Origin of the sequence: uncultured Enterovirga sp. (genome assembly GCF_964242715.1) — a bacterium.
GTDB lineage: Bacteria > Pseudomonadota > Alphaproteobacteria > Rhizobiales > Beijerinckiaceae > Enterovirga.
Window position 1 is genome coordinate 1 of the sequence record NZ_CAXTAZ010000067.1, and the last position, 23,564, is coordinate 23,564.

Here is a 23,564-nt window from a genome sequence, read left to right on the forward strand (position 1 = left end):
ACATGGAGAACAACGTCTCGCTCTCGGCCATGGAAGCCGAGATCAAGCCGCGCGTTCTCGAGACCTTCAACGCCATCGCCGAGAACTACAAGAAGCTCCGTCGCCTGCAGGTCGAGCATGTCGAGCTCAAGCTGCAGAACAAGCAGCTGACGCCGGCCCAGGAGCGCAAGCACAAGACCCTGAAGAACGACGTCATCTCGGACGTGAAGTCGCTGTCGCTGAATGGCAACCGGATCGAGGCGCTCGTCGAGCAGCTCTACGACATCAACAAGCGGCTGATCAGCCACGAGGGCAAGCTGATGCGGCTCGCCGAGTCCTTCGGCGTGCCCCGCACCCAGTTTCTGCAGCACTATCAGGGCGCCGAGCTCGATCCGAAATGGATCTTGCGGGTGTCGAAGCTCGGCGGCCGCGGTTGGAAGGAATTCGTCAGCGGCGGCAAGACGCAGATTCACGACCTGCGCGAGAATATCCACACGCTCGCCTCCGAGACCGGGCTCGAGATCCAGGAATTTCGGAAGATCGTGCATTCGGTCCAGAAGGGCGAGCGCGAGGCCCGGCAGGCCAAGAAGGAGATGATCGAGGCCAATCTCCGCCTCGTGATCTCGATCGCCAAGAAATACACGAACCGCGGCCTGCAGTTCCTGGACCTGATCCAGGAGGGCAATATCGGCCTGATGAAGGCCGTCGATAAGTTCGAGTATCGCCGCGGCTACAAGTTCTCGACCTACGCGACCTGGTGGATCCGGCAGGCGATTACCCGCTCGATCGCCGACCAGGCCCGGACCATCCGGATCCCGGTCCACATGATCGAGACGATCAACAAGATCGTCCGGACCTCGCGCCAGATGCTGCACGAGATCGGCCGCGAGCCGACCCCGGAGGAGCTGGCCGAGAAGCTCGCCATGCCGCTCGAGAAGGTCCGCAAGGTCCTGAAGATCGCCAAGGAGCCGATCTCGCTCGAAACCCCGATCGGGGACGAGGAGGATTCGCATCTCGGCGACTTCATCGAGGACAAGAACGCGATCCTGCCGATCGACGCGGCGATCCAGTCGAACCTGCGCGAGACGACGACGCGGGTGCTGGCCTCGCTCACGCCGCGCGAGGAGCGCGTGCTCCGCATGCGCTTCGGCATCGGCATGAACACCGACCACACCCTGGAGGAGGTCGGCCAGCAGTTCAGCGTCACCCGCGAGCGCATCCGCCAGATCGAGGCGAAGGCGCTCCGCAAGCTGAAGCATCCGAGCCGCTCCCGGAAGCTGCGCAGCTTCCTGGACAACTAGGCCGGCCGCCTCGCGGCAGATCGGGTGAGGCCACCGTAAGGCCGCACTTCGTCACTACCGCCCGCCCGCCGACATCGGGGGGAGACGGGATGAGCGCGACAGGCGAGGGCAAACTCGATCCGGCGGCGGTCGTCGCTCAGGCTTCTGCCGAGGCGGAGCAGAAGAAGGCCGGTTCCGGCGGCACGCCGGTCAGCGATGCGATCGAAGGCCTGGCGATATCGCGTTCAGCGGCGTGGGTGAGGTCATCGGCGATACCCTCGGCGCCGCGATCGAGGTCACCGGCACGGTCGTGTCGACGACCATCGAGATCGCAGGCGCGGTCATCGGCGGCATCATCGAATCCTGATCGGACGGGCGAGCCGTGCCTCGGCTTCAGGGCACCGGTTATCGAAACGGCTTCAGACCGGCCTCGATCATGCTAGAATGTCGGCGATGTCGGCTCAGCTGAACACCACCAACGAGGCCGAAGGCCTCCCGCGCCGCCGCTTCACCGTGCAGGAGGTGGAGTGGATGAGCCATATCGGCCTGCTCGGACGCGAGGAGCGGATCGAGCTGATCGGCGGGGAGATAGTGCCGATGTCGCCGAAAGGCAGCTTTCACGAGCGGATGAAGAGCGCTCTCACGATCTACTGGGCTCAACGATTGCCGCCCGGCCTCGTCTTCGTCACAGAAACCACGTTCCGGCTGGCTCCCGACACCTATCTCGAACCGGATATCATCTTCTATCCCGAGTCGGTCGGCTGGAATGGCCTCGCCTCGGGCACGGCCCAGCTTGTCGTCGAGATCGCCGATACCAGCCTCGCCTACGACCAGGGCCTGAAGGCTCGCCTCTATGCCGGCTTCGGCATCGTCGAGCTCTGGGTGGTGAACGCGGTCACGCGCGAGACGAGGATCCACCGTGATCCCGCTCCCTCCGGCTATCGCGACGTGCAGGATCGCGACGGAGGGGTGCGGCTCGTCCCTGTCCGGGCTCCCGACCTCGCAGTGACCCTCTCCGAATTGACGTTGCACTGACCGTCTTCTGCAAGCACTCGGCCGAGACCCTGCTCCGCCCACCCTGGACCCCGACACGATCTCTGATAGCCTTCTCCCATGAACGCGCCCTTCCACGCGCTGGCCGAAGGCCTCCCGCGCCGCCGCTTCACCGTGGCCGACGTCACCCGCATGGTCGAGGTCGGGCTGATCGGCGAGGACGAGCGGCTGGAGGTGCTCGACGGGGAGATCGTGGAGATGTCGCCGAAGGGCTATCGGCACGAGGGCGTGAAGGGCGCCATCAACCGACTCTGGGGCCGCCATTGCCCCGAGGGCTACGATTTCCTGCCGGAGACAGGATTGTACCTCTCGCCGAAGACCTATCTCGAACCCGACTTCATCGCGTTCCGGGCGCGGGCGACGCTCGAAGGGCTGGCCGGTCCCGACGTGCTCCTCGCGATCGAGGTGGCGGACAGCTCGCTTGCCTACGATCTCACGCAAAAGCCCGGCATCTACGCCTCGTTCGGCGTGAACGAGCTTTGGGTGATCGATGTCGCCGGCCGGGTCGTGTATCTTCACCGTGATCCGACACCGGACGGCTATTCCAATGTCGGGCGGGCGGACGCGACGGAGCCGCTGCTGCCACGTCATGCACCGGCGGTGTTAGGCTTCTCGTTGGATGCGCTGCAGCCCGGCTGACGGTGCCGTGTAACACGCGATCCGATGCCGCGCCCACGAGCCCGCGGTTGCGCGGTCGGGGCTCTTTCTGCAGTAAGCGCGCGACGTCACGGAGCGAGCCTGTCCCATGTCCCTTTGGAAACGTCTCTTCGGCGGCAGCCCTGCCGCCGAGCCCGGCCCCGCGAAGCCGGCCGCTGAGGAGGAGCACAAGGGCTTCACCATCCTGGCGGAGCCGTACCAGGCCGAGGGTGGCCAGTTTCAGACCGCAGGGACCGTTCGCAAGGAGGTGGACGGGACGGTCAAGGAGCATCGCTTCGTCCGGGCCGACCGCTTCGCGACGCAGGACGACGCGACCGAGTTCTCGCTCCAGAAGGGCCGCCAGCTCGTCGACGAGCAGGGCGAGCGGATGTTTCGCTAAGAGGCTAGCGGCCCGACGCGCCAGGCCTGATCGCGACGAGGTCGGCCCGGTCTTCGAGATCCGCGAACAGGGCGGGATCGGCGCCAGTCATCCAGACCTGCCCGCCCAGCGCCTCCAGGGCCGTGTAGAGGGCGGCCCGGCGGCCCGGGTCGAGATGCGCGGCGACCTCGTCGAGAAGGACCAGCGGCGCAAGGCCGCTCATCCGCTCGACAAGCCGCGCGTGGGCGAGGACGAGGCGGAGGAGCAGCGCTTTCTGCTCGCCGGTCGAACAGGTCGCGGCCGGCAGATCCTTGGGGCCGTGCCGGACGAGGAGGTCGGTCGAATGCGGCCCGATGAGGGTCCGGCCTGCGGCGGCGTCGCGGCCCCGGCTCTCGCGCAGGAGCGCGCGGTAGCGATCCTCGACGTCGATCGCGGCGCCGTCCCGGCACAGGTCCTCGAATTCGCCCGCGAGCGCGACCCGGGCGAAGGGGAAGGGCGAGTCGTCGCCGGACGCGGCGAGGAGCTCCGCGTCGAGCCGCTCCGCCGTTTCCCGCCGGGCGGCCGCGACCGCGACCGCGAGTTCGGCGAGTTCGCGCTCGGTGGCGTCGAGCCACGCGCCCGTCGCGCCGTCCTCGAGCAGCCGGTTGCGCGACCGCGTGGCACGCTCGAGCGCCGCGACGCGTGCGCCGTGGCGGGCGTCGACGGCCAGGACCAGTCGGTCGAGGAAGCGGCGGCGCTCGCCGGGCGTGCCCCGAAAAAGCCCGTCCTGGTCCGGCGTCAGCCAGACGATCCGCAGATGCTCGGCGAAGGCGGCCGGTGAACCGGCGGAGGCGCCATCCACCCGGTAGGTCCGGGCCGGCCTCAGGCCGGGTTCCCCCGCTTCCAGCCCGCAGCCGAGCCGATGCTCGGCTTCGCCCGTCGTGACCGCGGCCGAGACCGCGAAACTGTCGCGCCCGATCCGGACCATCTCGCCGAGTTCCGCCCGGCGCAATCCGCGTCCCGGCGCGAACAGCGACAGGGCTTCCATGACATTCGTCTTGCCGGCCCCGTTCTCGCCCGAGAGAGCGACGAGCCGGTGCGACAGCGCGAGATCGAAGGCCGGGTAGCTGCGGAAATCCTGCAGGATGAGGCGGATGACGCGGGGGGCGTCCGTCACACCCGCATCGGCATCAGGACGTAGAGGGTCGAGGCACCCTCGCGGTCCTGGATGATCGTCGGCGAGCCGGGATCGGCGAGCTTGAACAAAGCCGTGTCGCCGTCGAGCTGGTTCGTGATGTCGAGGAGGTAGCGGGCGTTGAAGCCGACATCGAGCGGCGCCGCATCGTAATCGGCGTCGATCTCCTCGACCGCGTTGCCGGAATCCGGATTGTTGACCGACAGCGTCATGCGGCCCTCGGTGAGGGCGAGCTTCACGGCCCGGCCGCGCTCCGACGAGATGGTCGACACGCGGTCGACGGCGTTCTGGAAGTCCTTGCGCTCGAGGATCAGGCGCTTGTCGTTGCCGGTCGGGATCACGCGCTGGTAGTCCGGGAAGGTCCCGTCGATCAGCTTCGAGGTCAGGACCACGCCGCCGCTGCGTTCGCCGCCGAAGGCGAAGCGGATCTTGGCCGGGCTGAGGTCGATCCGGACTTCGGCATCGGCGCTCTCGTCGGCCACGAGCTTCTGGATCTCGGCCACGGCCTTGCGGGGCACGATGAGGCCCGGCATGCCGGCCGATCCCTCCGGCGCCGGCATCTCGACGCGGGCCAGCCGGTGGCCGTCGGTCGCGACCGCCCGCAGCATGGTGGCGCCCTCGACCTCGATCGTGTGGAGGAAGATGCCGTTCAGATAATAGCGCGTCTCCTCCGTCGAGATCGCGAATTGCGTCTTCTCGATCAGGCGGCGCAGGTCCGATGCCGGCAGCCCGAAGCCGTGCGGCATCTCGCCGGCCGCGATGTCCGGAAAGTCGGTCTCGGGCAGCGCCTGCAGCATGAAGCGCGAGCGGCCGGAGCGGAGTTGCATCTGGCCGGTCTCGCCGGTCGTCTCGAGGGAGACCTGGGCGCCGTCGGCGAGCTTGCGGACGATGTCGTAGATGACATGCGCCGGCACCGTCGTGGCGCCGGGCTGCGTGACCTCGGCCCGCACGGTCTCGGTCACCTCGATGTCGAGGTCGGTCGCCTTCAGCCGGAGGCCGTCCTCCTCCGCCCGCAACAGGACGTTCGACAGGATCGGGATGGTGTTGCGCCGCTCGACGACGCGATGCACGTGGCCGAGCGCCTTGAGGAGCGCGGCACGCTCGACGGTGACCTTCATGGTGTGACTCTTGACCCCGAGGACGCCGCCGCCGTCTGGTTGATCTCGCGTCAGCCCTCGACCGGCGGGGGCGGCACATTGGCGAAGCCCCGCCGGGATGGCAAGGGCGCGTGACCGGGTCGCGCCGGACTCAGGAAAGCCTGGTCCGGCGCTCGCGGCAGCGACTCCGGCTCGCCCTTCGTCGAGAGGAGGGTCAGTCGAGCTTCGCGCCGGAGAACTCGACGACCTTGCTCCACTTGGCGGTCTCGTCGACGATCACCTTGCCGAACTCGGCCGGCGTGAGCCGCAGAGGGGTTCCGCCGAGATCGGCGAGCTTCTTCACGGTGGCGGGTTCGTCCAGGATCGCGTTCACCTCGCGGTTGAGGCGGTCGATCAGTTCGGGCGGCGTCCGCTTCGGGGCTCCAATTCCGAACCAGGCGCTTGCCTCGTAGCCCGGAACGGTCTCGGCGACGGTGGGCACGTCGGGCAGGGCGGGCGACCGCTCCGTCGTGGTGACGGCCAGCGCCCGCAGGCTGCCGGAACGCACATGCTCGATCGAGGACGGGAGATTGTCGAAGAGGACATGCGCCTGGCCCGAGATCATGTCGATCAGGGCCGGACCGGCTCCGCGATAGGGCACGTGGACCATGTCCACGCCGGTCATGGCCTTGAACAGCTCGCCCGACATGTGGACGGAGGTGCCGAGGCCGGACGAGGCCATGTTCACCTTGCCGGGATTCGCCTTGCAATAGGCGATGAACTCGGCGACCGTTTTGGCCGGGATCTTCGGGTTGATCTCCATGATGTTCGGCGAGCGGGTGATGCCGGCCACCGGGGCGATGTCCCGGACGACATTGAAGCTCAGCTTCTTGTAGAGCGTGGCGTTGATGCCGTTCGCAGGATTGACCAGCAGGATCGTGTAGCCGTCGGGCTCGGCGTTCACGACCGCTTCCGTGCCGATATTGTTGCCGGCGCCGGGCCTGTTGTCGATATAGACCTGCTGGCCGAGCCGCTTGCTGAGCGGCTCCGCGATCAGCCTCGCCAGAACGTCGGTCGTGCCTCCGGGCGGATAGCCGACCACCCATCGGATCGGGCGTACCGGATAGCTCTGCGCGAAGGCTTTGCGCGATGCGAGCGCGGGCAGCGCACCGGCAGCCAGGATCGTGCGTCGGGACCAGGTGAGCGTCATGACCATCCTCCCACGGTCGGCCGATCTTCGTCGCCGCCGGACCGTTGCCGCATCCTATGCGCAAGCGGCCCGGTCTGGCGAGATCGGTTCGTGCAGGACGTCGGTGCCGCCCCTTGCTCGCGGGCGGGGCTCTACTCGTCGAGGCTCTCCACGACGACATTCGCATTCGTGTAGACGCAGATCTCGGCCGCGATCGCCATCGCGCGGCGCACGATCGCTTCGGCATCCATCTCCGAGTCGGCAAGCGCGCGGGCGGCCGCGAGGGCGAAATTGCCGCCGGAGCCGATCGCCGCCACGCCGGCTTCGGGCTCGAGCACGTCGCCGGCGCCGGACAGCAGCAGCCCGACGTCGCGGTCGGCCACCAGCATCATGGCTTCGAGGCGCCGGAGATAGCGGTCGGTGCGCCAGTCCTTGGTCAGCTCCACACAGGCGCGCGTGAGCTGCCCGGGATATTGCTCGAGCTTCGCCTCGAGCCGCTCGAACAGCGTGAAGGCGTCGGCTGTCGCACCCGCGAAGCCGCCGATGACGGAGCCCTTGGCAAGCCGGCGGACCTTGCGGGCATTGCCCTTCACGATCGTCTGTCCGAGGCTCACCTGTCCGTCGCCGCCGATCACCACGCGCCCACCCTTGCGGACCATCAGGATCGTGGTCGCGTGCATCGAGGGCGGGTTCGCATCGGTCATCGTCAGGTGAGTCTCCGAGCCGTGGGGGCGGAACGCTCACTTAATCATCGGCGGTCAGAAATCCACGGGAGCCGGACGGCAAGGTGGCGCGGGGGCACCCTCCTTGCTATGGAGCCGGCCGGCTCCTCCCGGTGAGGCGGCCCAAGACGCGTCTTCCCGAGGACGCCCCATCAGTCAGGACAGCGTCATGCGCGCCGCGAGCGTGAGCCGACGAACCCGCGAAACCGACGTGACCCTCTCCGTGGCGCTGGACGGCACGGGCGACTGCACGGTGTCGACCGGGATCGGCTTTCTGGATCACATGCTCGAGCTTTTCGCCCGGCACGCGCTGATCGATCTCAGCTGCAAGGTCGAGGGCGACCTGCAGGTCGACGACCATCACACGGCCGAGGATACCGGCATCGCGCTGGGCGAGGCGGTTCGCAAGGCTCTCGGCGACAAGAGCGGCGTGGCCCGCTATGCCAGCCTCGATCTCCCGATGGACGAGACGCTGACGCGGGTCGCGATCGATCTGTCGGGACGTCCCTTCCTGGTCTTTCGCACCGTCTTCCCGACCGAGAAGGTCGGTACGTTCGATACGGAACTCGTGCGCGAATTCTTTCAGGCCTTCGCCATGAATGCTGGCGTGACACTGCATGTCGAGACCTTCTACGGATCGAACAGCCACCATATCGCGGAGAGCTGCTTCAAGGGACTGGCCCGCGCCTTGCGGCAGGCCTCCGCGCTCGATGCGCGGGAGGGCGGACGGGTGCCGTCGACCAAGGGGAACCTGTGAGAGCGACCTACACGCTTCACGTCGCACCCTATGCGGCGCCGGGCGACCCGCATGCGCTGGAGCGCGCGGACCTCGTGCGCGACGGCTTCTCCTGGGGCGCCTTCCTGGTGCCGGTTCTGTGGTTCCTGCGCCACCGTCACTGGCTGCTCGCGCTTGGCGCCGTGGCTGTTTCGATCGGCCTCGCCGTGGCCCTCCGGGCGGCCGGCGCCGGCTCCGGAACGATCGTGACGGCGGAGCTGCTGCTGCATGCGCTACTCGGCCTCGAAGGCGCGACCCTTCGGCGCTGGGCCTTCGCGCGCCGGGGCCGGCCTGTCGTGGACGTCGTCTATGCCGCGAACGAGGCCGAGGCCGAGGCGAAGAGTTTTGGCCGCTGGCTCTCGGACCGGAGCCCGGCCGAGCCGGCCCGTCGTTTCTCGGCGGGTGGCCCGTCGCTCCCGTCCTACCGGCAGGGTCCCGAGCCGGTGATCGGCCTCTTCCCCGATCTTGAGGGTCGCCGGTGAGCCGGACCGTCGCCCTCGTCGATTACGGTTCCGGTAACCTGCATTCGGCCCAGAAGGCGTTCGAGCGGGCCGCGCGCGAGGCGGGCTGCGAGGACCGCATCCTGGTGACGGCGGATCCGGAGGTGGTGGCGGCTGCCGACCGGATCGTGCTGCCGGGCGTCGGCGCCTTCGCCGATTGCCGGCGCGGGCTCGGTGCCGTCGACGGCATGGTCGAGGCCATGACCGAGGCCGTGCATGGCAAGGGCAGGCCGTTCCTCGGCATCTGCGTCGGCATGCAGCTCATGGCGACGCGCGGCCGGGAGACCGAGACCACCGCCGGGCTCGACTGGATCGGCGGCGACGTCGAGGCCGTCCGTCCGGACGACCCGGGTCTGAAGATTCCCCATATGGGCTGGAACACGCTCCACCCGCAGCGCGACCACCCGCTGACGGACGGCATCCCGCTCGGACCCGAGGGGCTGCACGCCTATTTCGTCCATTCCTACGCCCTCAAGCCCACGAATCCCGAGGATCTCGTCGCCGTCTCTGCCTATGGCGGCGCGGTGACCGCGGTCGTGGCGCGGGACAACATGGCCGGCACGCAATTCCACCCTGAAAAGAGCCAGACGCTCGGGCTGCGGTTGATCGCCAACTTCCTGCGCTGGTCGCCGTGATCCTGTTCCCGGCGATCGACCTCAAGGAAGGCCGCTGCGTCCGCCTGATCCAGGGCGACATGTCGCGCGCGACCGTCTTCAACGACGACCCGGGCGATCAGGCCGAGCGCTTCGTCGCGCAGGGATTCGAGTGGCTGCATATCGTCGATCTCGACGGCGCCTTCGCGGGCCGTCCGATGAACGGCGGGGCGGTCGACGACATCCTGGGCCGGATCTCGATCCCGATGCAGCTCGGCGGCGGCATCCGGGACATGCGCACCGTCGAGGGCTGGCTCGCCAAGGGTGTCCGGCGGGTCATCATCGGCACCGCCGCCGTGCGCGATCCCGATTTCGTGCGCGAGGCGGCGCGGCTCCATCCTGGCCGGATCGCGGTCGGGATCGATGCGAAGGACGGCAAGGTCGCGGTCGAGGGCTGGGCCCAGAGTTCCAGCATCACGGCCGAGGAGCTCGGGCGCCGCTTCGAGGATGTGGGCGTGGCCGCCCTGATCTACACCGACATCTCCCGGGACGGCATCCTGAAGGGGCTGAACATCCCGATGACGCTGGCGCTTGCCCGCGCGGTCGCGATCCCGGTCATCGCCTCGGGCGGACTCGCCTCGCTCGCCGATATCGAGCGGCTGACGAAGCCGGATTGCGCCAGGCTCGCGGGCGCGATCACCGGCCGCGCGCTCTATGACGGCCGGATCGATCCGGCCGAGGCGCTCGCCGCCATCGCGGCCGGGACCCGGCGGACGGAGGAGGCCCGCGCCGGATGAGCGCGGACGTCCAGTCGGCGCAGGACCAGGGTCCCGCGCCGGGTCGGGTTTCCCTTCGCGGCTCCGGCGAGCCCGCCGGCCGCCTTCCGGGCCTGCTACGTGAGATCGGGGCGGGGGCGACCGTCGGGCTGATCACGCTTCCGATCTGCGTCACGGCCGGCGTGCTCGCCTACGAGCCTCTCGGGCGCGACCATATCGGAGCCGGTGCCGCGGCCGGCATCCTGTGCGGCGTCGCCGGCGGGCTGATCGGCGCCCTCGTCCGCACCTCGTCCTTCATCCCGAACACCACCCCGGTCGGGATGGCGCTCATCCAGGCGACATTCCTGTCGACCCTGCTCGGGGCGCTCGGCGGCGACACGGCGGCCGCCCTCGTGATCATGCCCCTTTCCATCATCTGCGCCGGCCTCTGGCAGATGCTGATCGCGGTCTCGGGCCTGACCCGGGTCGTGAAGTTCACGCCCTATCCGGTGCTCGCCGGATTTGTGACCGGGCTTGCCGTCCTGACCTTCATCCAGCAGCTGCCGCGACTCTTCGACGAGCCGTCACTCAGGTCGCTCGTCTCCTCGCTCGCCGGGTTGAACCTGCCGTCGCCCGCGATGCCGCTTTTCGGTCTCGCCGTCATCCTGTTCATCCGCATCTCGGAATGGTCCGCGCCAAAGCTGCCCGCGATGCTGGTGGCGCTCTTTGTCGGCACGATCGCCTGGCATGCGATCGAGAAGGCCTGGCCAACGCTCGGCCTCGGACACACGATCGGATCCGTCTCGCTCCGCCAGGCGGCGATCGGGCTCAAGATCGATCTGGACGCCCTTCGCTACGTCCTCCTGGACCGGACGATCCTGCAATCCCTGCTCCTCACCTCGCTGACGATCGGGCTTCTCGGCACGCTCGACTACACCTTCGCGTTCAGGTCCGCCCAGAACCTCGCCGATCTCGATACCGCGCCTCGTCGCGACCTTGCCGGCCAGGGTGCCGCGAACATCGCCTCGGCCCTGGTCGGCGGGCTCGCGGTGACCTCCTCGCTCGCCTTTGCGAGAACGAATTTCGACTCCGGCGGTCGCACCCGGCTCTCGACGGTCGCGGTCGCCCTCGTTCTCCTCGTCGCGGCCGGGCTCGCGCCGAGCGTGATCGCGGCCCTGCCGCTCGTGGTGCTGTCCGCCTTGCTCGTGTCCATCTCGCTTCGGATGTGGGACCGCTGGTGCGTCGTGGTCATGCGGGACATGTTCTTCGCGACCGACCCAAGCGGGCGGACCCGGGCCCGCCGCAACGCCCTGATCGTCGTCGCCGTCATGGCCGCGACGGTCCTCGGCCAGCCGGTCGTCGGGGCGCTCGCGGGCGTGGTCGTCTCGTGCCTCGTCTTCATCGCCGAGATGAGCCGGCCGATCGTGCGCCGGGAATTCGACGCCTCGCAGGCCTTCTCGAAACGCATCCGGTCGCAGCATGACCGGGCCATCCTCGAACTGCACGGACGCGAAACCCTGGTGCTCCAGCTCCAGGGCGTCCTCTTCTTCGGCAATGCGGACGATCTGGCCGCCCGGATCCGCAACCTCGAGGAGGAGGCGGAGATCATCGTGCTCGACCTGCACAGGGTCACTGACCTCGACACCTCGGGCGCGGCCGTGCTGCGGCAGATCGGCGAACGCTGTCGCGACCGGCAGCTCAGGCTCGTGGTCTGCGGCGCCAGGCCGACCTACCGTGCCCTCCTGGACGAATCCCAGGCCGACCTTCCGTGCAGCATCGTCGTGCAGGACCTCGATGCCGCGCTGGAATTCGCCGAGGACATCCAGTTGGGGCATGAGGAGGCCTCCCGGACGACCTGGGCTGCCCTCCGCCTCGACCAGACCGATCTCGCGGGCGGATTGTCGGAGCGGGAAATGGGAATCCTCTCCGAACGCCTCGTTCCCGTGACATACCGGCAGGGCGAGGCGCTCTGCCGGACCGGCGAGCCGGCCGACAAGCTCTGGCTCATTACGCGAGGCAGCGTCAGCGTCCGGCTCGATGCCGCGCGTCACCTGAAGCGGGTCGCCGGGCTGGGGCCGGGCACCTCGGTCGGGGAGCTCGGCCTGCTGGACCGCCGGCCGCGCTCGGCCGACGTCGTGGCGGATTGCGAGGTCGAGACCTATGTTCTCAGCGCGGAGGATTTCGACGGCTTGATGCGGCAGGAGCCGCATCTCGGCCAGTCTCTCCTCGCCACCATCGCGCGCCTGACGGCCCAGCGTCTTCGGGCCACCTCGGCCGAGCTCCAGCTCTCCGAGACGTAGGATAGGTCATGCTGAAGATCCGCATCATCCCCTGCCTCGACGTGAAGGACGGGCGCGTCGTGAAGGGCGTGAAATTCGTCGACCTCCGGGACGCGGGCGATCCGGTCGAGGCCGCGCGGGCCTATGATGCGGCGGGGGCGGACGAACTCTGCTTCCTCGACATCACGGCGAGCCACGAGGACCGGGGCATCCTGCTCGACATCGTGGCCCGGACCGCGGCCGAATGCTTCATGCCCCTGACGGTCGGAGGGGGCATCCGGCGCGTCGAAGACATCCGCAACCTCCTCCTCGCCGGCGCCGACAAGGTTTCGATCAACACCGCGGCCGTGAACGACCGCGCCTTCGTGCGCGAGGCGGCCCGGAAATTCGGCAACCAATGCATCGTCGTCGCGATCGACGCGAAGAACGTCGCAGGCCCGGGCGGGCCCGACCGCTGGGAGATCTTCACCCATGGCGGCCGCCGGGCGACCGGGCTCGACGCCATCGCCTTCAGCCAGGAGGTTGCCCGGCTCGGGGCGGGCGAACTCCTGGTGACCTCCATGGACCGCGACGGCACCCGGGCCGGCTACGATCTCGCGCTCGTCCGGGCGGTCTCGAATGCTGTGTCGATCCCGGTCGTCGCCTCGGGCGGCGTCGGCGGGCTCGACGACCTCGTGGCCGGTGTGCGAGACGGTCACGCGAGCGCGGTCCTGGCCGCCTCGATCTTCCATTTCGGCGAGCATTCGGTCGCCGACGCCAAGCGCCACATGGCGCGTGCGGGAATCCCGGTGAGGCTGACCGCGTAACGCATGACGAGCTTCACCCTCGCCGACCTCGAACGGATCGTCGCCTCGCGCGGCGCGAGCAGTGGCGACACCTCCTATACGGCGAAGCTGCTGGCCGGCGGCCCGCCGCTCGCGGCGAAGAAGCTCGGCGAGGAAGCCGTCGAGGTCGTGATCGCCAGCCTGGGGAAGGACCGGACGGCGCTGGTCGCCGAGGCGGCCGACCTCGTCTATCACCTTCTCGTCGTTCTTCGCGTCGGTGGTGTGACGCTGGACGAGGTCGTAGCCGAACTCGGGCGGCGGACCGGACAATCGGGCGTCGCCGAGAAGGCCGCCAGGAGCCCGTCGTGAGCGCCGCGGTCGAGACCCCGGCCGGGCAGGTCCCCGGCGGACCGGCGCCGTCGCTGGCCCAGGCCGACCTCTCGCCCTATCGCAGCTTCTCGCGCGAGGAATGGGCGCGTCTGCGGGCCGACACGCCCCTGACGCTCAGCGCCGAGGAGGTCGAGCAGCTCCAATCCCTGAACGACCCGATCTCGCTGGACGAGGTGATCGCGATCTACCTGCCGCTGTCGCGGCTCCTCGCGCTCTACGTGGCGGCCGCCCAGGGCCTGTTCAAGGCGACCCAGCGCTTCCTGCAGGCCGATGCCGGCAAGGTGCCGTACATCATCGGGATCGCGGGTTCGGTCGCGGTCGGCAAGTCGACCACGGCCCGCATCCTGAAGGCGCTGCTCGCGCGCTGGCCGAACACCCCCAAGGTCGACCTTGTCACGACCGACGGCTTCCTGCGGCCGAATGCGGAGCTGACCCGGCTCAGCCTGATGGACCGCAAGGGCTTCCCCGAGAGCTACGACACCGCGAAGCTGCTGCGCTTCCTGTCCGACATCAAGGCCGGCAAGGGCAGCGTGCTCGCGCCGCTCTATTCCCACCTCGTCTACGACGTGGTGCCGGGCGAGCAGACCGTCGTCGACCGGCCGGACATCCTCATCGTCGAGGGGCTGAATGTCCTACAGCCGGCCCGGCTCCCGCGCGACGGGGCCGCGATCCCCTTCGTGTCCGACTTCTTCGACTTCTCGATCTACCTGGATGCCGACGAGGAGGACCTGCACCGCTGGTACCTGCATCGCTTCCTGCGGCTCAGGAACACGGCCTTCCGGGACCCGCTCTCCTACTTCCGCAAATACGCCACCCTGTCGGAGAAGGAAGCCATCGACTTCGCCGAGGGGCTCTGGGATCGCATCAACCTGACGAATCTGCGCGAGAATATCGTCCCGACGCGGCAGCGCGCGAGCCTGATCCTGAGCAAGGGCGCGAGCCACCGGATTGAACGGGTGGCACTGCGGCGGCTGTGAGCGCAAAGCCCTAGCCGCAGCCGTATTGGCGCTCCTGCGCCTGGATCGCGGCGCTAACCTGGGCCGAGGCTCTGCGCCCCGGCCGCCGGCTCAGCGCGCGGTCGCCGGCCGCGCCGGCCGGTCCGACTCGGCGAAGTCGCGGAGCCCGTCCTCGACTGCGCCGCGCCGCATGCGGCGCTCGTGCCCACCGCCCTCTCCGCCCTTCATGCCGCGACCCGGACCGAGAAAGCGGGCCAGGACCTGCATGCGCCGGCGCTGGCCCTCGTCGAGGCTCGCATGGAGCGGCGTCGACGCGTCGGCCAGGCGCCGCAGCGCGGCCGCGGAGGCGGCCTGCCGGTCGGCCATGAAGCGGAGCCGGGCCGGGATATCGGTCTGGTCGCTCTCCCGCATCGAGGCCCAGCGTTCGCGGCGCGCCGCACGAGCCTCGCCGCGCTGCTTCGCGAGCGACCGGAGCGCGTCCTCGACCGGCGGCCACAGCTTGTCCTGGTCGGCCGTAAGCCTCAGCCCGGCCTTGAGGGCGGCGATCCGGGCATCCGCGAAGGCCTCGCGGTCCGACGGGCTCATCATCGGGCGGTCGCCGCGACCACCGCGGAAGGGGCCGTCCGGATCGCCTCTGCCGGCTCCGCCTTGCGCGACGGCCGCGGCCGCCGCCGCCACGCCGACCAGGGCGACCATACCCGTCACGATGCGTCTCATCTCGGTGCTCCTCGATTAAACACGGAGAATGCGGGAGGCGGGCTTACGGCCGTGTCGCCGCGCCGTGACATCTTGGACAGGTTCGTCGCGTCCCGGGTTCCGGCGGCCCGCGCCCTGCGCTACAGCCGGCCATGCCCGACCGCCCCCGCCTCCGCCCGACGCCGCGCTCATGAGCTGGTCCCCCGAGCAGGATGGCGCCATGCGGGCCGTTGCCCGCTGGCTGGAGGCGGCGGACCGGCCGATCTTCCGACTGTTCGGCTATGCCGGCACGGGCAAGACGACGCTCGCCCGCCACGTCGCGGAAGCCGTCGACGGTGACGTCCTCTTCGCGGCCTTCACGGGCAAGGCGGCCCTCGTGCTGCGGGAGAAGGGCTGTCCCGACGCCTCCACCATCCACAGCCTGATCTACCGCTCGCGCGGCCAGGGCGAGACCGGGCCGCGCTTCGTCGTCAACCGCCAGAGCGCCGCCGCCAAGGCGAAGCTGATCGTCATCGACGAATGCTCGATGGTCGACGAGGATCTGGGCCGCGACCTCCTCGGCTTCGGCACGCCGGTCCTCGTCCTCGGCGACCCGGCCCAGCTCCCGCCGGTGAAAGGGGCCGGCTATTTCACCGAGCATCCGCCCGACGCGATGCTGACCGAGGTTCACCGGCAGGCCAAGGACGACCCGATCATCGACCTCTCGATCCGGGTGCGCGAGGGCGGCACGCTGGAGCGCGGCCAATATGGCGAGAGCCGTGTCATCTCCCGCCGCGAGATCGATGCCGACGCCATCCTGAAAGCCGACCAGGTCCTCGTCGGACTGAACAAGTCGCGCCGCCTCTACACGACCCGCATCCGCCAGCTCCTCGGCTTCCGCGACCCGATGCCGGCCGTTGGCGAGACGCTGGTCTGCCTCCGCAACGACAAGACGAAGGGCGTGCTGAATGGCGGCATCTTCACGGTGAAGCGCCTCGCCGGCGAGGAGAAGGGCTGCCTCGCCATGGACGTCGCGCCCGAGGAGGAGGAGCGGCGCTCGATCCGGGTCGAGGTGCCGCGCGAATTCTTCGAGGGTCGCGAGGACGAGCTCTCCTTCGCGCTGCGCCGCAAGTCGGACGAGTTCGACTACGGCTACGTGCTCACCGTCCACAAGGCGCAGGGCTCGCAATGGGACGACGTCGTCCTCTTCGACGAGAGCTGGGCCTTCCGCGAACACCGTGCCCGATGGCTCTATACCGGCCTCACCCGGGCGGCGAAGCGGCTGACCGTGGTGCAATAGCCCGCTGTATCCTCGGGCCGCTGCGCCCTCGATCGGGCGAGTCGCAAAGGCGCCACGATGGCCCTTGCTGCCGGAGACCGTCCCTGCATGGCAGAGGGCCGCGAGATCAGGTAGGCGGGGGCTCGAGCCGCAGCCCAGGACAGGATGATGATCGGCCACGAATTTCTGCATTCACCCGGGCCGACCCACATCCCGGACCGCGTGCTGCGGGCGATGCATGCCCAGCCGCTCGACTTCGTCGATGCGCGCCTGAAGGAGATCGCCCGGACCTGTTTCGCCGACCTCCGCGACGTGTTCCGCACCTCCGGCCACGTCTTCGTCTATGCCGCGAACGGCCATGGCGGCTGGGAGGCGGCGCTCTCGAATCTCTGCGTGCCGGGCGACGTCGTCCTCGTCCCCGAGGTCGGGCATTTCTCGAATAGCTGGGCCGACCATGCCCGCGCGCTCGGGCTCACGGTCGAGGTGATCGAGGGCGATTGGCGGCACGCGATCGACCCGCACGAGGTCGAGCGGCATCTGCGCGACGACAAGGCCGGCCGGATCAAGGCGGTGCTCGCCGTCCAGGTCGATACCGGGACCGCGATCGCGAACGACATCCCGGCGATCCGGGCCGCGATCGATGCCGCCGGCCATCCGGCTTTCCTCGTCGCCGACACCATCGCGTCGCTCGCCGCGATGCCCTTCGAGATGGATGCCTGGGGCGTCGACGTCGCCATCGCGGCCTCGCAGAAGGCGCTGATGTGCCCGCCGGGCCTCGCGATCCTGGCCGCGAACGACCGCGCGGTCGAGATGTCGGCCCGGCTGCCGCGCCACCAGCGCTACTGGGATTGGGGGCCCCGCCTCGGCGAGGAATCCTACATGAAGTTCAACGGCACCATGCCGGAGCAACTCATGTTCGGGCTCCGGGCGGCCCTGGATCTGATCCGGGAGCAGGGCCTGCCGGCAATCCAGGCACGGCACCGGCGTATCGCGGGCGCGGTTCATCGGACGGTCGAGGTCTGGGGCGAGGCCGGCGCCTTCTCCTTCAACGCACCGATTCGGGAGCAGCGCGCCGTGACCGTCACGGCGATCCGCGTCGCGGGCGGGATCGCCGACCGGATCCGCACCCACACGCGCGAGACGCTCGGCGTCTCGGTCGCGGGCGGGCTCGGCGCGCTCGGGGGCCAGGCCTTCCGGATCGGCCATCTCGGCGATATCAACGAGCCCATGATCCTCGGCTGTCTCTCGGCGCTCGAACTCGCCTTCATCGAGCTCGGGGTTCCGCATGGAACGGGCGGCGTCAGGGCCGCGATCGAGCATCTCGCGGCGGAACGCGCGAGCCCGGACGGGCTGCCGGCCTGACGCGTTCGCGTCATGTCGGCCGCTTAGGTCCGGATCTTGGATGGGGCGCGGCGTCGCCCCGTTCGCCCGCCTGCGCCGGCGAGCGCGCGCTGCACGACAGGAGACCGCATTGAGCACGATCACCACGAAGGACGGCACGACGATCTTCTACAAGGATGGCGGCAAGGGGCAGCCGGTCGTCTTCTCCCATGGCTGGCCGCTCAGTTCGGACGCCTGGGACGCCCAGATGGTCTTCATCGGCCAGCAGGGTTATCGCGTCATCGCCCATGACCGCCGCTCCCACGGCCGCTCCGACCAGACCTGGGACGGCAATCACATGGACCAATATGCCGACGACCTGGCCGAGCTGTTCGAGACGCTGGATCTTCGGGACGCGGTCCTGGTCGGCCATTCGACCGGCGGCGGCGAGGTCACCCATTACGTCGGCCGGCACGGCACGAGCCGGATCGCCAAGGTGGTGCTCCTGGGCGCCGTGCCGCCGCTGATGCTGAAGACCGAAGCCAATCCGGGCGGCCTGCCGATCGAGGTCTTCGACGGCATCCGCAAGGGGACCTTCGACAACCGGGCGCAATTCTACAAGGACCTCGCGAGCCCGTTCTACGGCTACAACCGACAGGGCGCGACGCTGTCCGAGGGCATCCGGGATTCGTTCTGGCTGCAGGGCATGATGGGCGGCCTCAAGGGGCAGCTCGATTGCATCCGCGAGTTCTCGGAGGTGGATTACACGGAGGCATTGAAAGCGATCGACGTGCCGACCCTGATCGTTCATGGCGAGGACGACCAGATCGTGCCGATCGGCGCTGCCGCCATGATGTCGTCGAAGATCGTGCCGGGCGCGATCCTGAAGGTCTATCCGGGCGCCCCGCACGGCCTCGCCCAGACGCACCAGGACCAGTTCAACGCGGACCTGCTCGCCTTCATCCGGAGCTGAGCGGCACACCACGCAGGAGGAGGCCGGATCGCCATGGTCGTCTACATGCTCGCCCTCCTGATCGGCGTGGTCGCCGGATTGCGGACGATGGTCGCCTTCGCGGCCGCTTCCTGGGCCGCGCGTCTCGGCCTGGTCGATCTCGGCGGCACCTGGCTCGCCTTTCTCGGCTATCGCTGGACGGCCTGGATCGCGACCGCGCTCGCGCTCGGCGAGTTCGTGACCGACCAACTCCCCTCGACGCCACGCCGCACCGTGCCGGTGCAGTTCGGAGGCCGGGTGATCGTCGGTGCGCTCGCCGGCGCCGCGCTCGTCGCGCCGGCGGGCTCGCTCATCGCCGGCGCGCTCGCGGGCGTCGTCGGCGCGGTGATCGGCACGCTCGGCGGAGCCGAGATCCGGTCCCGCCTCGCCGCCGCTTTCGGCCGCGACCTACCGGCCGCCCTGATCGAGGACGCGGCCGCTTTGCTCGCGGCCGTGCTGATCGTCTTTGCTATGCGGTGAGGTGCGCGTCTCCGATGTCCGCCTCGTCCCGGTCCCGCGCGGCGAGCCGTCGGGCGGTTTCGGCCACGGCGACGTTCAGCCCCTCGCGCCGGTAATAGACGCCCCGGATCTGGATCTCGGCGGCGATCGCCCGGACGAAGGCGTCCCAGAGATCGCGGTGGGGCGGCTCGGCCTCGGTCCAGAAGCGGTCGAGCGGGCCCTGGAAGGTCAGGCCCTCGATGTCGAACACCGCCGCCCCGAGCGTCACGACCGGGTGACCGGCCCGGAGCGCCCAGATGCCGACGGTCGAGTTCACGGTGACGACGCCGTGCGAGCCGTCGAGGAGATGGGCGAGCGAGCCGCCGTCGAGATAATGCACCCGCTCGGCCACGCCCCAGCGCCGGGCGGAGCGGCGCACCATCCGGTTCCAGTTGCGCACGCCCGGATCGAGCGGGTGGATCTTGATGAGGAGGCGCGAGACCTTCGGCGCATGTTCGGCGAAGGAGCGGATCACCTTGTGGATCGGCGTCTTGAGGTCGTTGAAGGGCGAATAGGCCCGGAGCTGGAAGTCCGTCTCCATCTGCAGCGGGAAGACGTAATAGGGCGTCTTCGCGGCCGTGAGCCCGGCGACCAGCCGGTCGGCGATCGGGCCGTTGCGGCGGATGCGCAGGAGGTGGATCCCGGTCCCGATATAGACGAGCGCCGGATGGTGCACCTGGTGCGAGCGGTAGCCCGGATGCAGGAACCAGAGGAGCGAGCTCGAGATGTGGTAGACCATGTCCCAGACGGACTGGAGCAGGAAGTTGTCGCGGTAGCGCTGCTGCAGGTCCGGCTCGGGCGCCCGGCGGCCGAGTTCCAGGATCGCCTCGGGATCGCGCGGAAAGCGGCTGTCGGCCGACATGCCGTCGCGCTCGAGCGTGATCCAGTCCGGCCGGAGATAGCCGAAATCCGTCACGGTCACCCGCACGCCGCGCGACTTCGCCACCGCGATCGCGACCTTGTGGTAGAAGCGCTGCTCGCCGAGCAGCATGATGTCGGTGACGCCCTCGCGGTCGATCAGGTCGGCCACGAAGGAGAGCCAGGCCTCGCGCGAGCCCCTGAAGTTGATCGCGCCCGGGCGGCGCCAGAACAGCCGGTCGCCGAAGCAGAGATTGACCCTGAGGCAGCGATGGCCGGCGCGCTCGAGCGTGTCGGCGACCTCCGCGAAATAGGTCGTGATCGGACCCTGCAGGAAGAGGTAGGTGCCGCGCCCAGGCGACGCGCCGGGTCCCGCCTGCGCTCCGCCCGGGGCCGGATCCGTCATCGCCCCGCCCTCGACCGCCACGCCGTCTGATCCAAGTCTCACCGTGCCGGCAGCCGCCGCGCCGCGGCAGAGCCTTACCGTCCCGGGCGGCCCCGCGGCAAGCCGGGGGCGCCGTACCCTCCCCGCGAGGGGGAGGGAACGCCTCCAGCCCGGTTGTCACGAACGGTTCCAGGATGCACAACCGCCGCAGGGACGCGCCCGGCGAGGCGCGCGAGACGGTCGGGAGCGGGCGGGATGTCGGAGCGGGCGCGGGTGATGAAGCCGGAAGACCTCCGGTCCCGGCAATGGTTCGACAATCCCGACAATCCCGGCATGACGGCGCTCTATCTCGAGCGCTACCTGAATTACGGCCTCACCCCCGAGGAGCTGCGCTCCGGCCGGCCGCTGATCGGCATCGCCCAGACCGGCTCCGACCTCTCGCCCTGCAACCGCCACCACATCGAACTCGCCAAGCGGGTGCGCGACGGCATCACGGCGGCCGGCGGCATCGCCTTCGAATTCGGCTGCCACCCGATCCAGGAGACCGGCAAGCGCCCGACCGCCTGCCTCGACCGCAACCTCTCCTACCTGTCCCTCGTCGAGGTGCTCTACGGCTACCCGCTCGACGGCGTCGTGATGCTGACCGGCTGCGACAAGACCATGCCGGCCTGCCTGATGGCGGCCGCGACCGTGAACCTGCCGGCGATCTCGCTGAATGTCGGCCCGATGCTGAACGGCTATTGGCAGAAGGAGCTCACCGGCTCCGGCACCGTGCTCTGGAAGGCGCGCGAGCGCCACGCCGCCGGCGACATCGACTTCCAGCAATTCATGGACATCGTCGGCTCCTCCGCCCCCTCGACCGGCCATTGCAACACGATGGGCACGGCCTCGACCATGAATGCGCTGGCCGAGGCGCTCGGCATGTCGCTGCCGAACACGGCCGCCATCCCGGCCCCCTACCGCGAGCGCGGCCAGGCCGCCTACCTCACCGGCCGGCGCATCGTCGACATGGTCTGGGAGGACCTGAAACCCTCCGACATCATGACCCGCGAGGCGTTCGAGAACGTGATCGTCGCGAACGCCGCCATCGGCGGCTCGACCAACGCCCCGATCCACATCAACGCCATCGCCAAGCACATCGGCGTGCCGCTCGATTGCGACGATTGGGAGCGGATCGGCTTCGAGATCCCGCTGCTCGTCAACATGCAGCCGGCCGGCCATTACCTCGCCGAGGAATACCACCGCGCCGGCGGCCTCCCGGCCGTGATCTCCGAGCTGATCGGCGCCGGCAAGATCCACGAGGGCGCGCTCACCGCGAACGGCCGCAGCATCGGCGACAATTGCCGGAACAAGCCGTCCTGGAACCCCGAGGTGATCCGGCCCTACGGCGACCCGCTGATGGAGCGCGCCGGCTTCCTCAACCTCAAGGGCACGCTGTTCGAATCCGCGATCATGAAGACCTGCGTGATCTCGAAGGAATTCCACGACCGCTACCTCGCCGACCCGGCCGACCCGAACGCCTTCGAGGGCCCGGTCGTCGTCTTCGACGGGCCGGAGGATTACCACCACCGCATCGACGACCCGTCCCTCGGCATCGGCGACCACACCATCCTGATCATGCGGGGCGCGGGCCCGATCGGCTATCCGGGCGCGGCCGAGGTCGTGAACATGCAGCCCCCCGGCCACCTCATCAAACAGGGCGTCACCTCGCTCCCCTGCATCGGCGACGGCCGGCAATCGGGCACCTCCGGCACCCCCTCGATCCTCAACGCCTCACCCGAAGCCGCCGCCGGCGGCGGCCTGGCCCTGCTGCAGACCGGGGATCGCGTCCGCATCGACCTGAACACCCGCTCGGCCGACATCCTCCTGCCAGCGGAAGAGCTGGAACGCCGCCGCCAAAGCCTCGCCGAACGCGGCGGCTACGCCTTCCCGGCCTCGCAGACCCCCTGGCAGGAGCTCTACCGGGCCAACGTCGCCCAGCTCAACGAGGGCATGGTGATGAAGGGGGCGGTGAAGTTTCAAAGGGTGGCGCAGACGATGGGCGTGCCGCGGGATAATCATTGAGGCGCCCGCCTCGCCCAGTGCAGCGGGGAGAGGTCGAGTCCGCGGCCACGCGGACCGGGTGAGGGGCGAGGAGGGGCTTTGGTCGGCGGCCAGCGCCTCTCCGGGATCGCGCCAACCCGGTGAAGCAAAAGAGGGTTAGGCTTGGGCCTTTGAGAGGATCGTTGTCTCGACCCGTCTGATACCTAGCGGCGAGATTCTCACCGTCTTCGTGTCTACACCATATTCGAGGAGGCGATCGGCATGTGCACGGCGAAGCACATCACGCCTGTAGACCGAGGGATTAGAGTGCTCCAGGCTCTTGATAAGGTCCGACTCGCTGAGCGGCTGTGTCGAGCCGAACAATAGAACGAGCGTCTTCTCGAGCATCGACAGCCTGTTGTCCAGCACGCGGCGAACACTCCCAGTGTCCCAGATTAAAGACACTTCTCGTTCCGAGATTGCTTCTACCATCGCGGTGGCATCGGGGAGGGAGACGCCATGGAAAATGCGCACAAGCTCCGCGACCATCCATTTCGCCATGTGCAGCACGCAAACCGCGTCCATGTGGTTTGGATCAACGTCGCCGCCTACATGGCCGACGTTACGATTGTTCCGAATTTCGTACAGGGCAATCAGAATGCGCGGCAGCTGAATACGAATTGAGCGACCCCACGACGCCGGCTCCTTCTCGAGCTTTTGGCAAGCCTCATAGAAATTCACTGGCTTGTACGACTTTACGGGAAAGTTACTATCGATGTGACCTCTTAAGATACAATAGGCAACCTCGCATAGTTTACCGCCGTTCAGTTCGGCAGGTTCCCACCTTCGCTCTCTAAAATTGCGCTCTATCTCGCGGAATTTTTCGAACAGCTCCTTTTCTAGTGCCTGAGGAACGGCGCCGAGGAGATGGTTCATTTCGACTTCGTCTTGGCGGGCAGGTCATGCTCGACTAGATTCTCGCCTAGCAGGCTGTTGAAGAAGGCTCTCGAACGGCTTTGAGGACGGCCTCGTCGCC

The 23,564-nt window shown here is 68.8% G+C and carries 24 protein-coding genes; 17 read left to right on the top strand and 7 right to left on the bottom strand.

Going from position 1 to position 23,564, the window contains the following annotated elements:
- From rpoD to ACFE87_RS22480, 4 genes are all read left to right on the top strand, one after another.
- The coding region (rpoD, locus tag ACFE87_RS22465) for an RNA polymerase sigma factor RpoD (protein WP_375461891.1) at positions 1 to 1,280 on the top strand (1,280 nt) is incomplete at its 5' end.
- A 432-nt stretch (positions 1,281 to 1,712) separates the two neighbouring features.
- A complete protein-coding gene (locus ACFE87_RS22470; RefSeq protein ID WP_375461892.1) occupies positions 1,713 to 2,294 on the top strand; it encodes a Uma2 family endonuclease in 582 nt (193 codons plus the stop codon).
- A 78-nt stretch (positions 2,295 to 2,372) separates the two neighbouring features.
- A complete protein-coding gene (locus ACFE87_RS22475) occupies positions 2,373 to 2,951 on the top strand; it encodes a Uma2 family endonuclease (protein ID WP_375461893.1) in 579 nt (192 codons plus the stop codon).
- A 106-nt stretch (positions 2,952 to 3,057) separates the two neighbouring features.
- Positions 3,058 to 3,348 carry an HlyU family transcriptional regulator gene (locus tag ACFE87_RS22480; protein WP_375461894.1) on the top strand — a complete coding sequence of 97 codons (291 nt, stop codon included), beginning with the start codon at positions 3,058 to 3,060 and terminating at the stop codon, positions 3,346 to 3,348.
- A 4-nt stretch (positions 3,349 to 3,352) separates the two neighbouring features.
- On the opposite strand, the gene recF is transcribed toward ACFE87_RS22480, so the two are convergent.
- The 4 genes from recF to hslV form a co-directional block, all read right to left on the bottom strand.
- Complete coding sequence (gene recF, locus ACFE87_RS22485; RefSeq protein WP_375461895.1) at positions 3,353 to 4,483, bottom strand: DNA replication/repair protein RecF; 1,131 nt, start codon at positions 4,481 to 4,483, stop codon at positions 3,353 to 3,355.
- A complete protein-coding gene (gene dnaN, locus ACFE87_RS22490) occupies positions 4,480 to 5,619 on the bottom strand; it encodes a DNA polymerase III subunit beta (RefSeq protein ID WP_375461896.1) in 1,140 nt (379 codons plus the stop codon). The genes recF and dnaN overlap by 4 nt, the downstream gene beginning before the upstream one ends.
- 193 nt (positions 5,620 to 5,812) lie before the next feature.
- Entirely contained in the window at positions 5,813 to 6,787 is a 975-nt protein-coding gene (locus ACFE87_RS22495; protein WP_375461897.1) for a Bug family tripartite tricarboxylate transporter substrate binding protein, read from the bottom strand.
- A 131-nt stretch (positions 6,788 to 6,918) separates the two neighbouring features.
- Positions 6,919 to 7,470: an ATP-dependent protease subunit HslV gene (gene hslV, locus ACFE87_RS22500; protein WP_375461898.1), complete on the bottom strand. Its 552-nt coding sequence runs from the start codon at positions 7,468 to 7,470 to the stop codon at positions 6,919 to 6,921.
- Between the two features lie 187 nt (positions 7,471 to 7,657).
- Between hslV and hisB the strand changes: the two genes are divergently transcribed.
- The 8 genes from hisB to coaA are packed head-to-tail and all read left to right on the top strand — an operon-like array spanning position 7,658 to position 14,521.
- Positions 7,658 to 8,245, top strand: a complete 588-nt coding sequence (hisB, locus tag ACFE87_RS22505; RefSeq protein ID WP_375461899.1) for an imidazoleglycerol-phosphate dehydratase HisB — start codon at positions 7,658 to 7,660, stop codon at positions 8,243 to 8,245.
- The gene (locus tag ACFE87_RS22510; protein ID WP_375461900.1) at positions 8,242 to 8,745 is read left to right on the top strand and encodes a DUF2628 domain-containing protein; all 504 of its coding nucleotides are present in this window, start codon (positions 8,242 to 8,244) and stop codon (positions 8,743 to 8,745) included. Before hisB ends, ACFE87_RS22510 begins: the two co-directional genes overlap by 4 nt.
- Positions 8,742 to 9,398, top strand: coding sequence for an imidazole glycerol phosphate synthase subunit HisH (gene hisH, locus ACFE87_RS22515; protein ID WP_375461901.1), 657 nt, complete (start codon positions 8,742 to 8,744; stop codon positions 9,396 to 9,398). The genes ACFE87_RS22510 and hisH overlap by 4 nt, the downstream gene beginning before the upstream one ends.
- Entirely contained in the window at positions 9,386 to 10,153 is a 768-nt protein-coding gene (hisA, locus tag ACFE87_RS22520) for a 1-(5-phosphoribosyl)-5-[(5-phosphoribosylamino)methylideneamino]imidazole-4-carboxamide isomerase (RefSeq protein ID WP_375461913.1), read from the top strand. The genes hisH and hisA overlap by 13 nt, the downstream gene beginning before the upstream one ends.
- Positions 10,150 to 12,411, top strand: coding sequence for an SLC26A/SulP transporter family protein (locus ACFE87_RS22525; RefSeq protein ID WP_375461902.1), 2,262 nt, complete (start codon positions 10,150 to 10,152; stop codon positions 12,409 to 12,411). The genes hisA and ACFE87_RS22525 overlap by 4 nt, the downstream gene beginning before the upstream one ends.
- 8 nt (positions 12,412 to 12,419) lie before the next feature.
- On the top strand, positions 12,420 to 13,196 hold the full coding sequence (hisF, locus tag ACFE87_RS22530) for an imidazole glycerol phosphate synthase subunit HisF (RefSeq protein WP_375461903.1): 777 nt from the start codon (positions 12,420 to 12,422) through the stop codon (positions 13,194 to 13,196).
- A gap of 3 nt (positions 13,197 to 13,199) precedes the next feature.
- The gene (locus ACFE87_RS22535) at positions 13,200 to 13,523 is read left to right on the top strand and encodes a phosphoribosyl-ATP diphosphatase (RefSeq protein WP_375461904.1); all 324 of its coding nucleotides are present in this window, start codon (positions 13,200 to 13,202) and stop codon (positions 13,521 to 13,523) included.
- A gap of 53 nt (positions 13,524 to 13,576) precedes the next feature.
- The gene (gene coaA / locus ACFE87_RS22540) at positions 13,577 to 14,521 is read left to right on the top strand and encodes a type I pantothenate kinase (protein ID WP_375461914.1); all 945 of its coding nucleotides are present in this window, start codon (positions 13,577 to 13,579) and stop codon (positions 14,519 to 14,521) included.
- Between the two features lie 90 nt (positions 14,522 to 14,611).
- On the opposite strand, the gene ACFE87_RS22545 is transcribed toward coaA, so the two are convergent.
- Entirely contained in the window at positions 14,612 to 15,217 is a 606-nt protein-coding gene (locus ACFE87_RS22545) for a Spy/CpxP family protein refolding chaperone (protein ID WP_375461905.1), read from the bottom strand.
- A gap of 169 nt (positions 15,218 to 15,386) precedes the next feature.
- Between ACFE87_RS22545 and ACFE87_RS22550 the strand changes: the two genes are divergently transcribed.
- The 4 genes from ACFE87_RS22550 (at position 15,387) to ACFE87_RS22565 (ending at position 19,245) form a co-directional block, all read left to right on the top strand.
- Complete coding sequence (locus tag ACFE87_RS22550; RefSeq protein WP_375461906.1) at positions 15,387 to 16,475, top strand: ATP-dependent RecD-like DNA helicase; 1,089 nt, start codon at positions 15,387 to 15,389, stop codon at positions 16,473 to 16,475.
- A gap of 147 nt (positions 16,476 to 16,622) precedes the next feature.
- Positions 16,623 to 17,816: a pyridoxal-phosphate-dependent aminotransferase family protein gene (locus ACFE87_RS22555; RefSeq protein ID WP_375461907.1), complete on the top strand. Its 1,194-nt coding sequence runs from the start codon at positions 16,623 to 16,625 to the stop codon at positions 17,814 to 17,816.
- Between the two features lie 109 nt (positions 17,817 to 17,925).
- On the top strand, positions 17,926 to 18,747 hold the full coding sequence (locus ACFE87_RS22560; protein ID WP_375461908.1) for an alpha/beta fold hydrolase: 822 nt from the start codon (positions 17,926 to 17,928) through the stop codon (positions 18,745 to 18,747).
- 33 nt (positions 18,748 to 18,780) lie between these two features.
- Entirely contained in the window at positions 18,781 to 19,245 is a 465-nt protein-coding gene (locus tag ACFE87_RS22565; protein WP_375461909.1) for a DUF4126 family protein, read from the top strand.
- On the opposite strand, the gene ACFE87_RS22570 is transcribed toward ACFE87_RS22565, so the two are convergent.
- Positions 19,235 to 20,548 (bottom strand): capsule biosynthesis protein, encoded by a 1,314-nt coding sequence (locus ACFE87_RS22570; RefSeq protein ID WP_375461910.1) that lies wholly within the window; start codon positions 20,546 to 20,548, stop codon positions 19,235 to 19,237. The two genes, ACFE87_RS22565 and ACFE87_RS22570, sit on opposite strands and share 11 nt — an antisense overlap.
- A 213-nt stretch (positions 20,549 to 20,761) precedes the next feature.
- On the opposite strand from ACFE87_RS22570, the gene ACFE87_RS22575 reads away from it, so the two are divergent.
- Positions 20,762 to 22,570: an IlvD/Edd family dehydratase gene (locus ACFE87_RS22575; RefSeq protein WP_375461911.1), complete on the top strand. Its 1,809-nt coding sequence runs from the start codon at positions 20,762 to 20,764 to the stop codon at positions 22,568 to 22,570.
- A gap of 135 nt (positions 22,571 to 22,705) precedes the next feature.
- On the opposite strand, the gene ACFE87_RS22580 is transcribed toward ACFE87_RS22575, so the two are convergent.
- On the bottom strand, positions 22,706 to 23,464 hold the full coding sequence (locus ACFE87_RS22580; RefSeq protein WP_375461912.1) for a hypothetical protein: 759 nt from the start codon (positions 23,462 to 23,464) through the stop codon (positions 22,706 to 22,708).
- Positions 23,465 to 23,564 lie beyond the last annotated feature (100 nt).

Coding starts and splice junctions, on each gene's coding strand:
- ACFE87_RS22575 (WP_375461911.1), top strand. CDS start 20,762: ATGTCGGAGCGGGCGCGGGTGATGAAGCCGGAAGACCTCCGGTCCCGG.
- ACFE87_RS22475 (WP_375461893.1), top strand. CDS start 2,373: ATGAACGCGCCCTTCCACGCGCTGGCCGAAGGCCTCCCGCGCCGCCGC.
- ACFE87_RS22470 (WP_375461892.1), top strand. CDS start 1,713: ATGTCGGCTCAGCTGAACACCACCAACGAGGCCGAAGGCCTCCCGCGC.
- ACFE87_RS22495 (WP_375461897.1), bottom strand. CDS start 6,787: ATGACGCTCACCTGGTCCCGACGCACGATCCTGGCTGCCGGTGCGCTG.
- ACFE87_RS22565 (WP_375461909.1), top strand. CDS start 18,781: ATGGTCGTCTACATGCTCGCCCTCCTGATCGGCGTGGTCGCCGGATTG.
- ACFE87_RS22580 (WP_375461912.1), bottom strand. CDS start 23,464: ATGAACCATCTCCTCGGCGCCGTTCCTCAGGCACTAGAAAAGGAGCTG.
- ACFE87_RS22480 (WP_375461894.1), top strand. CDS start 3,058: ATGTCCCTTTGGAAACGTCTCTTCGGCGGCAGCCCTGCCGCCGAGCCC.
- ACFE87_RS22535 (WP_375461904.1), top strand. CDS start 13,200: ATGACGAGCTTCACCCTCGCCGACCTCGAACGGATCGTCGCCTCGCGC.
- hisF (WP_375461903.1), top strand. CDS start 12,420: ATGCTGAAGATCCGCATCATCCCCTGCCTCGACGTGAAGGACGGGCGC.
- ACFE87_RS22545 (WP_375461905.1), bottom strand. CDS start 15,217: ATGAGACGCATCGTGACGGGTATGGTCGCCCTGGTCGGCGTGGCGGCG.
- ACFE87_RS22555 (WP_375461907.1), top strand. CDS start 16,623: ATGATCGGCCACGAATTTCTGCATTCACCCGGGCCGACCCACATCCCG.
- hisB (WP_375461899.1), top strand. CDS start 7,658: ATGCGCGCCGCGAGCGTGAGCCGACGAACCCGCGAAACCGACGTGACC.
- hslV (WP_375461898.1), bottom strand. CDS start 7,470: ATGACCGATGCGAACCCGCCCTCGATGCACGCGACCACGATCCTGATG.
- ACFE87_RS22550 (WP_375461906.1), top strand. CDS start 15,387: ATGAGCTGGTCCCCCGAGCAGGATGGCGCCATGCGGGCCGTTGCCCGC.
- dnaN (WP_375461896.1), bottom strand. CDS start 5,619: ATGAAGGTCACCGTCGAGCGTGCCGCGCTCCTCAAGGCGCTCGGCCAC.
- ACFE87_RS22525 (WP_375461902.1), top strand. CDS start 10,150: ATGAGCGCGGACGTCCAGTCGGCGCAGGACCAGGGTCCCGCGCCGGGT.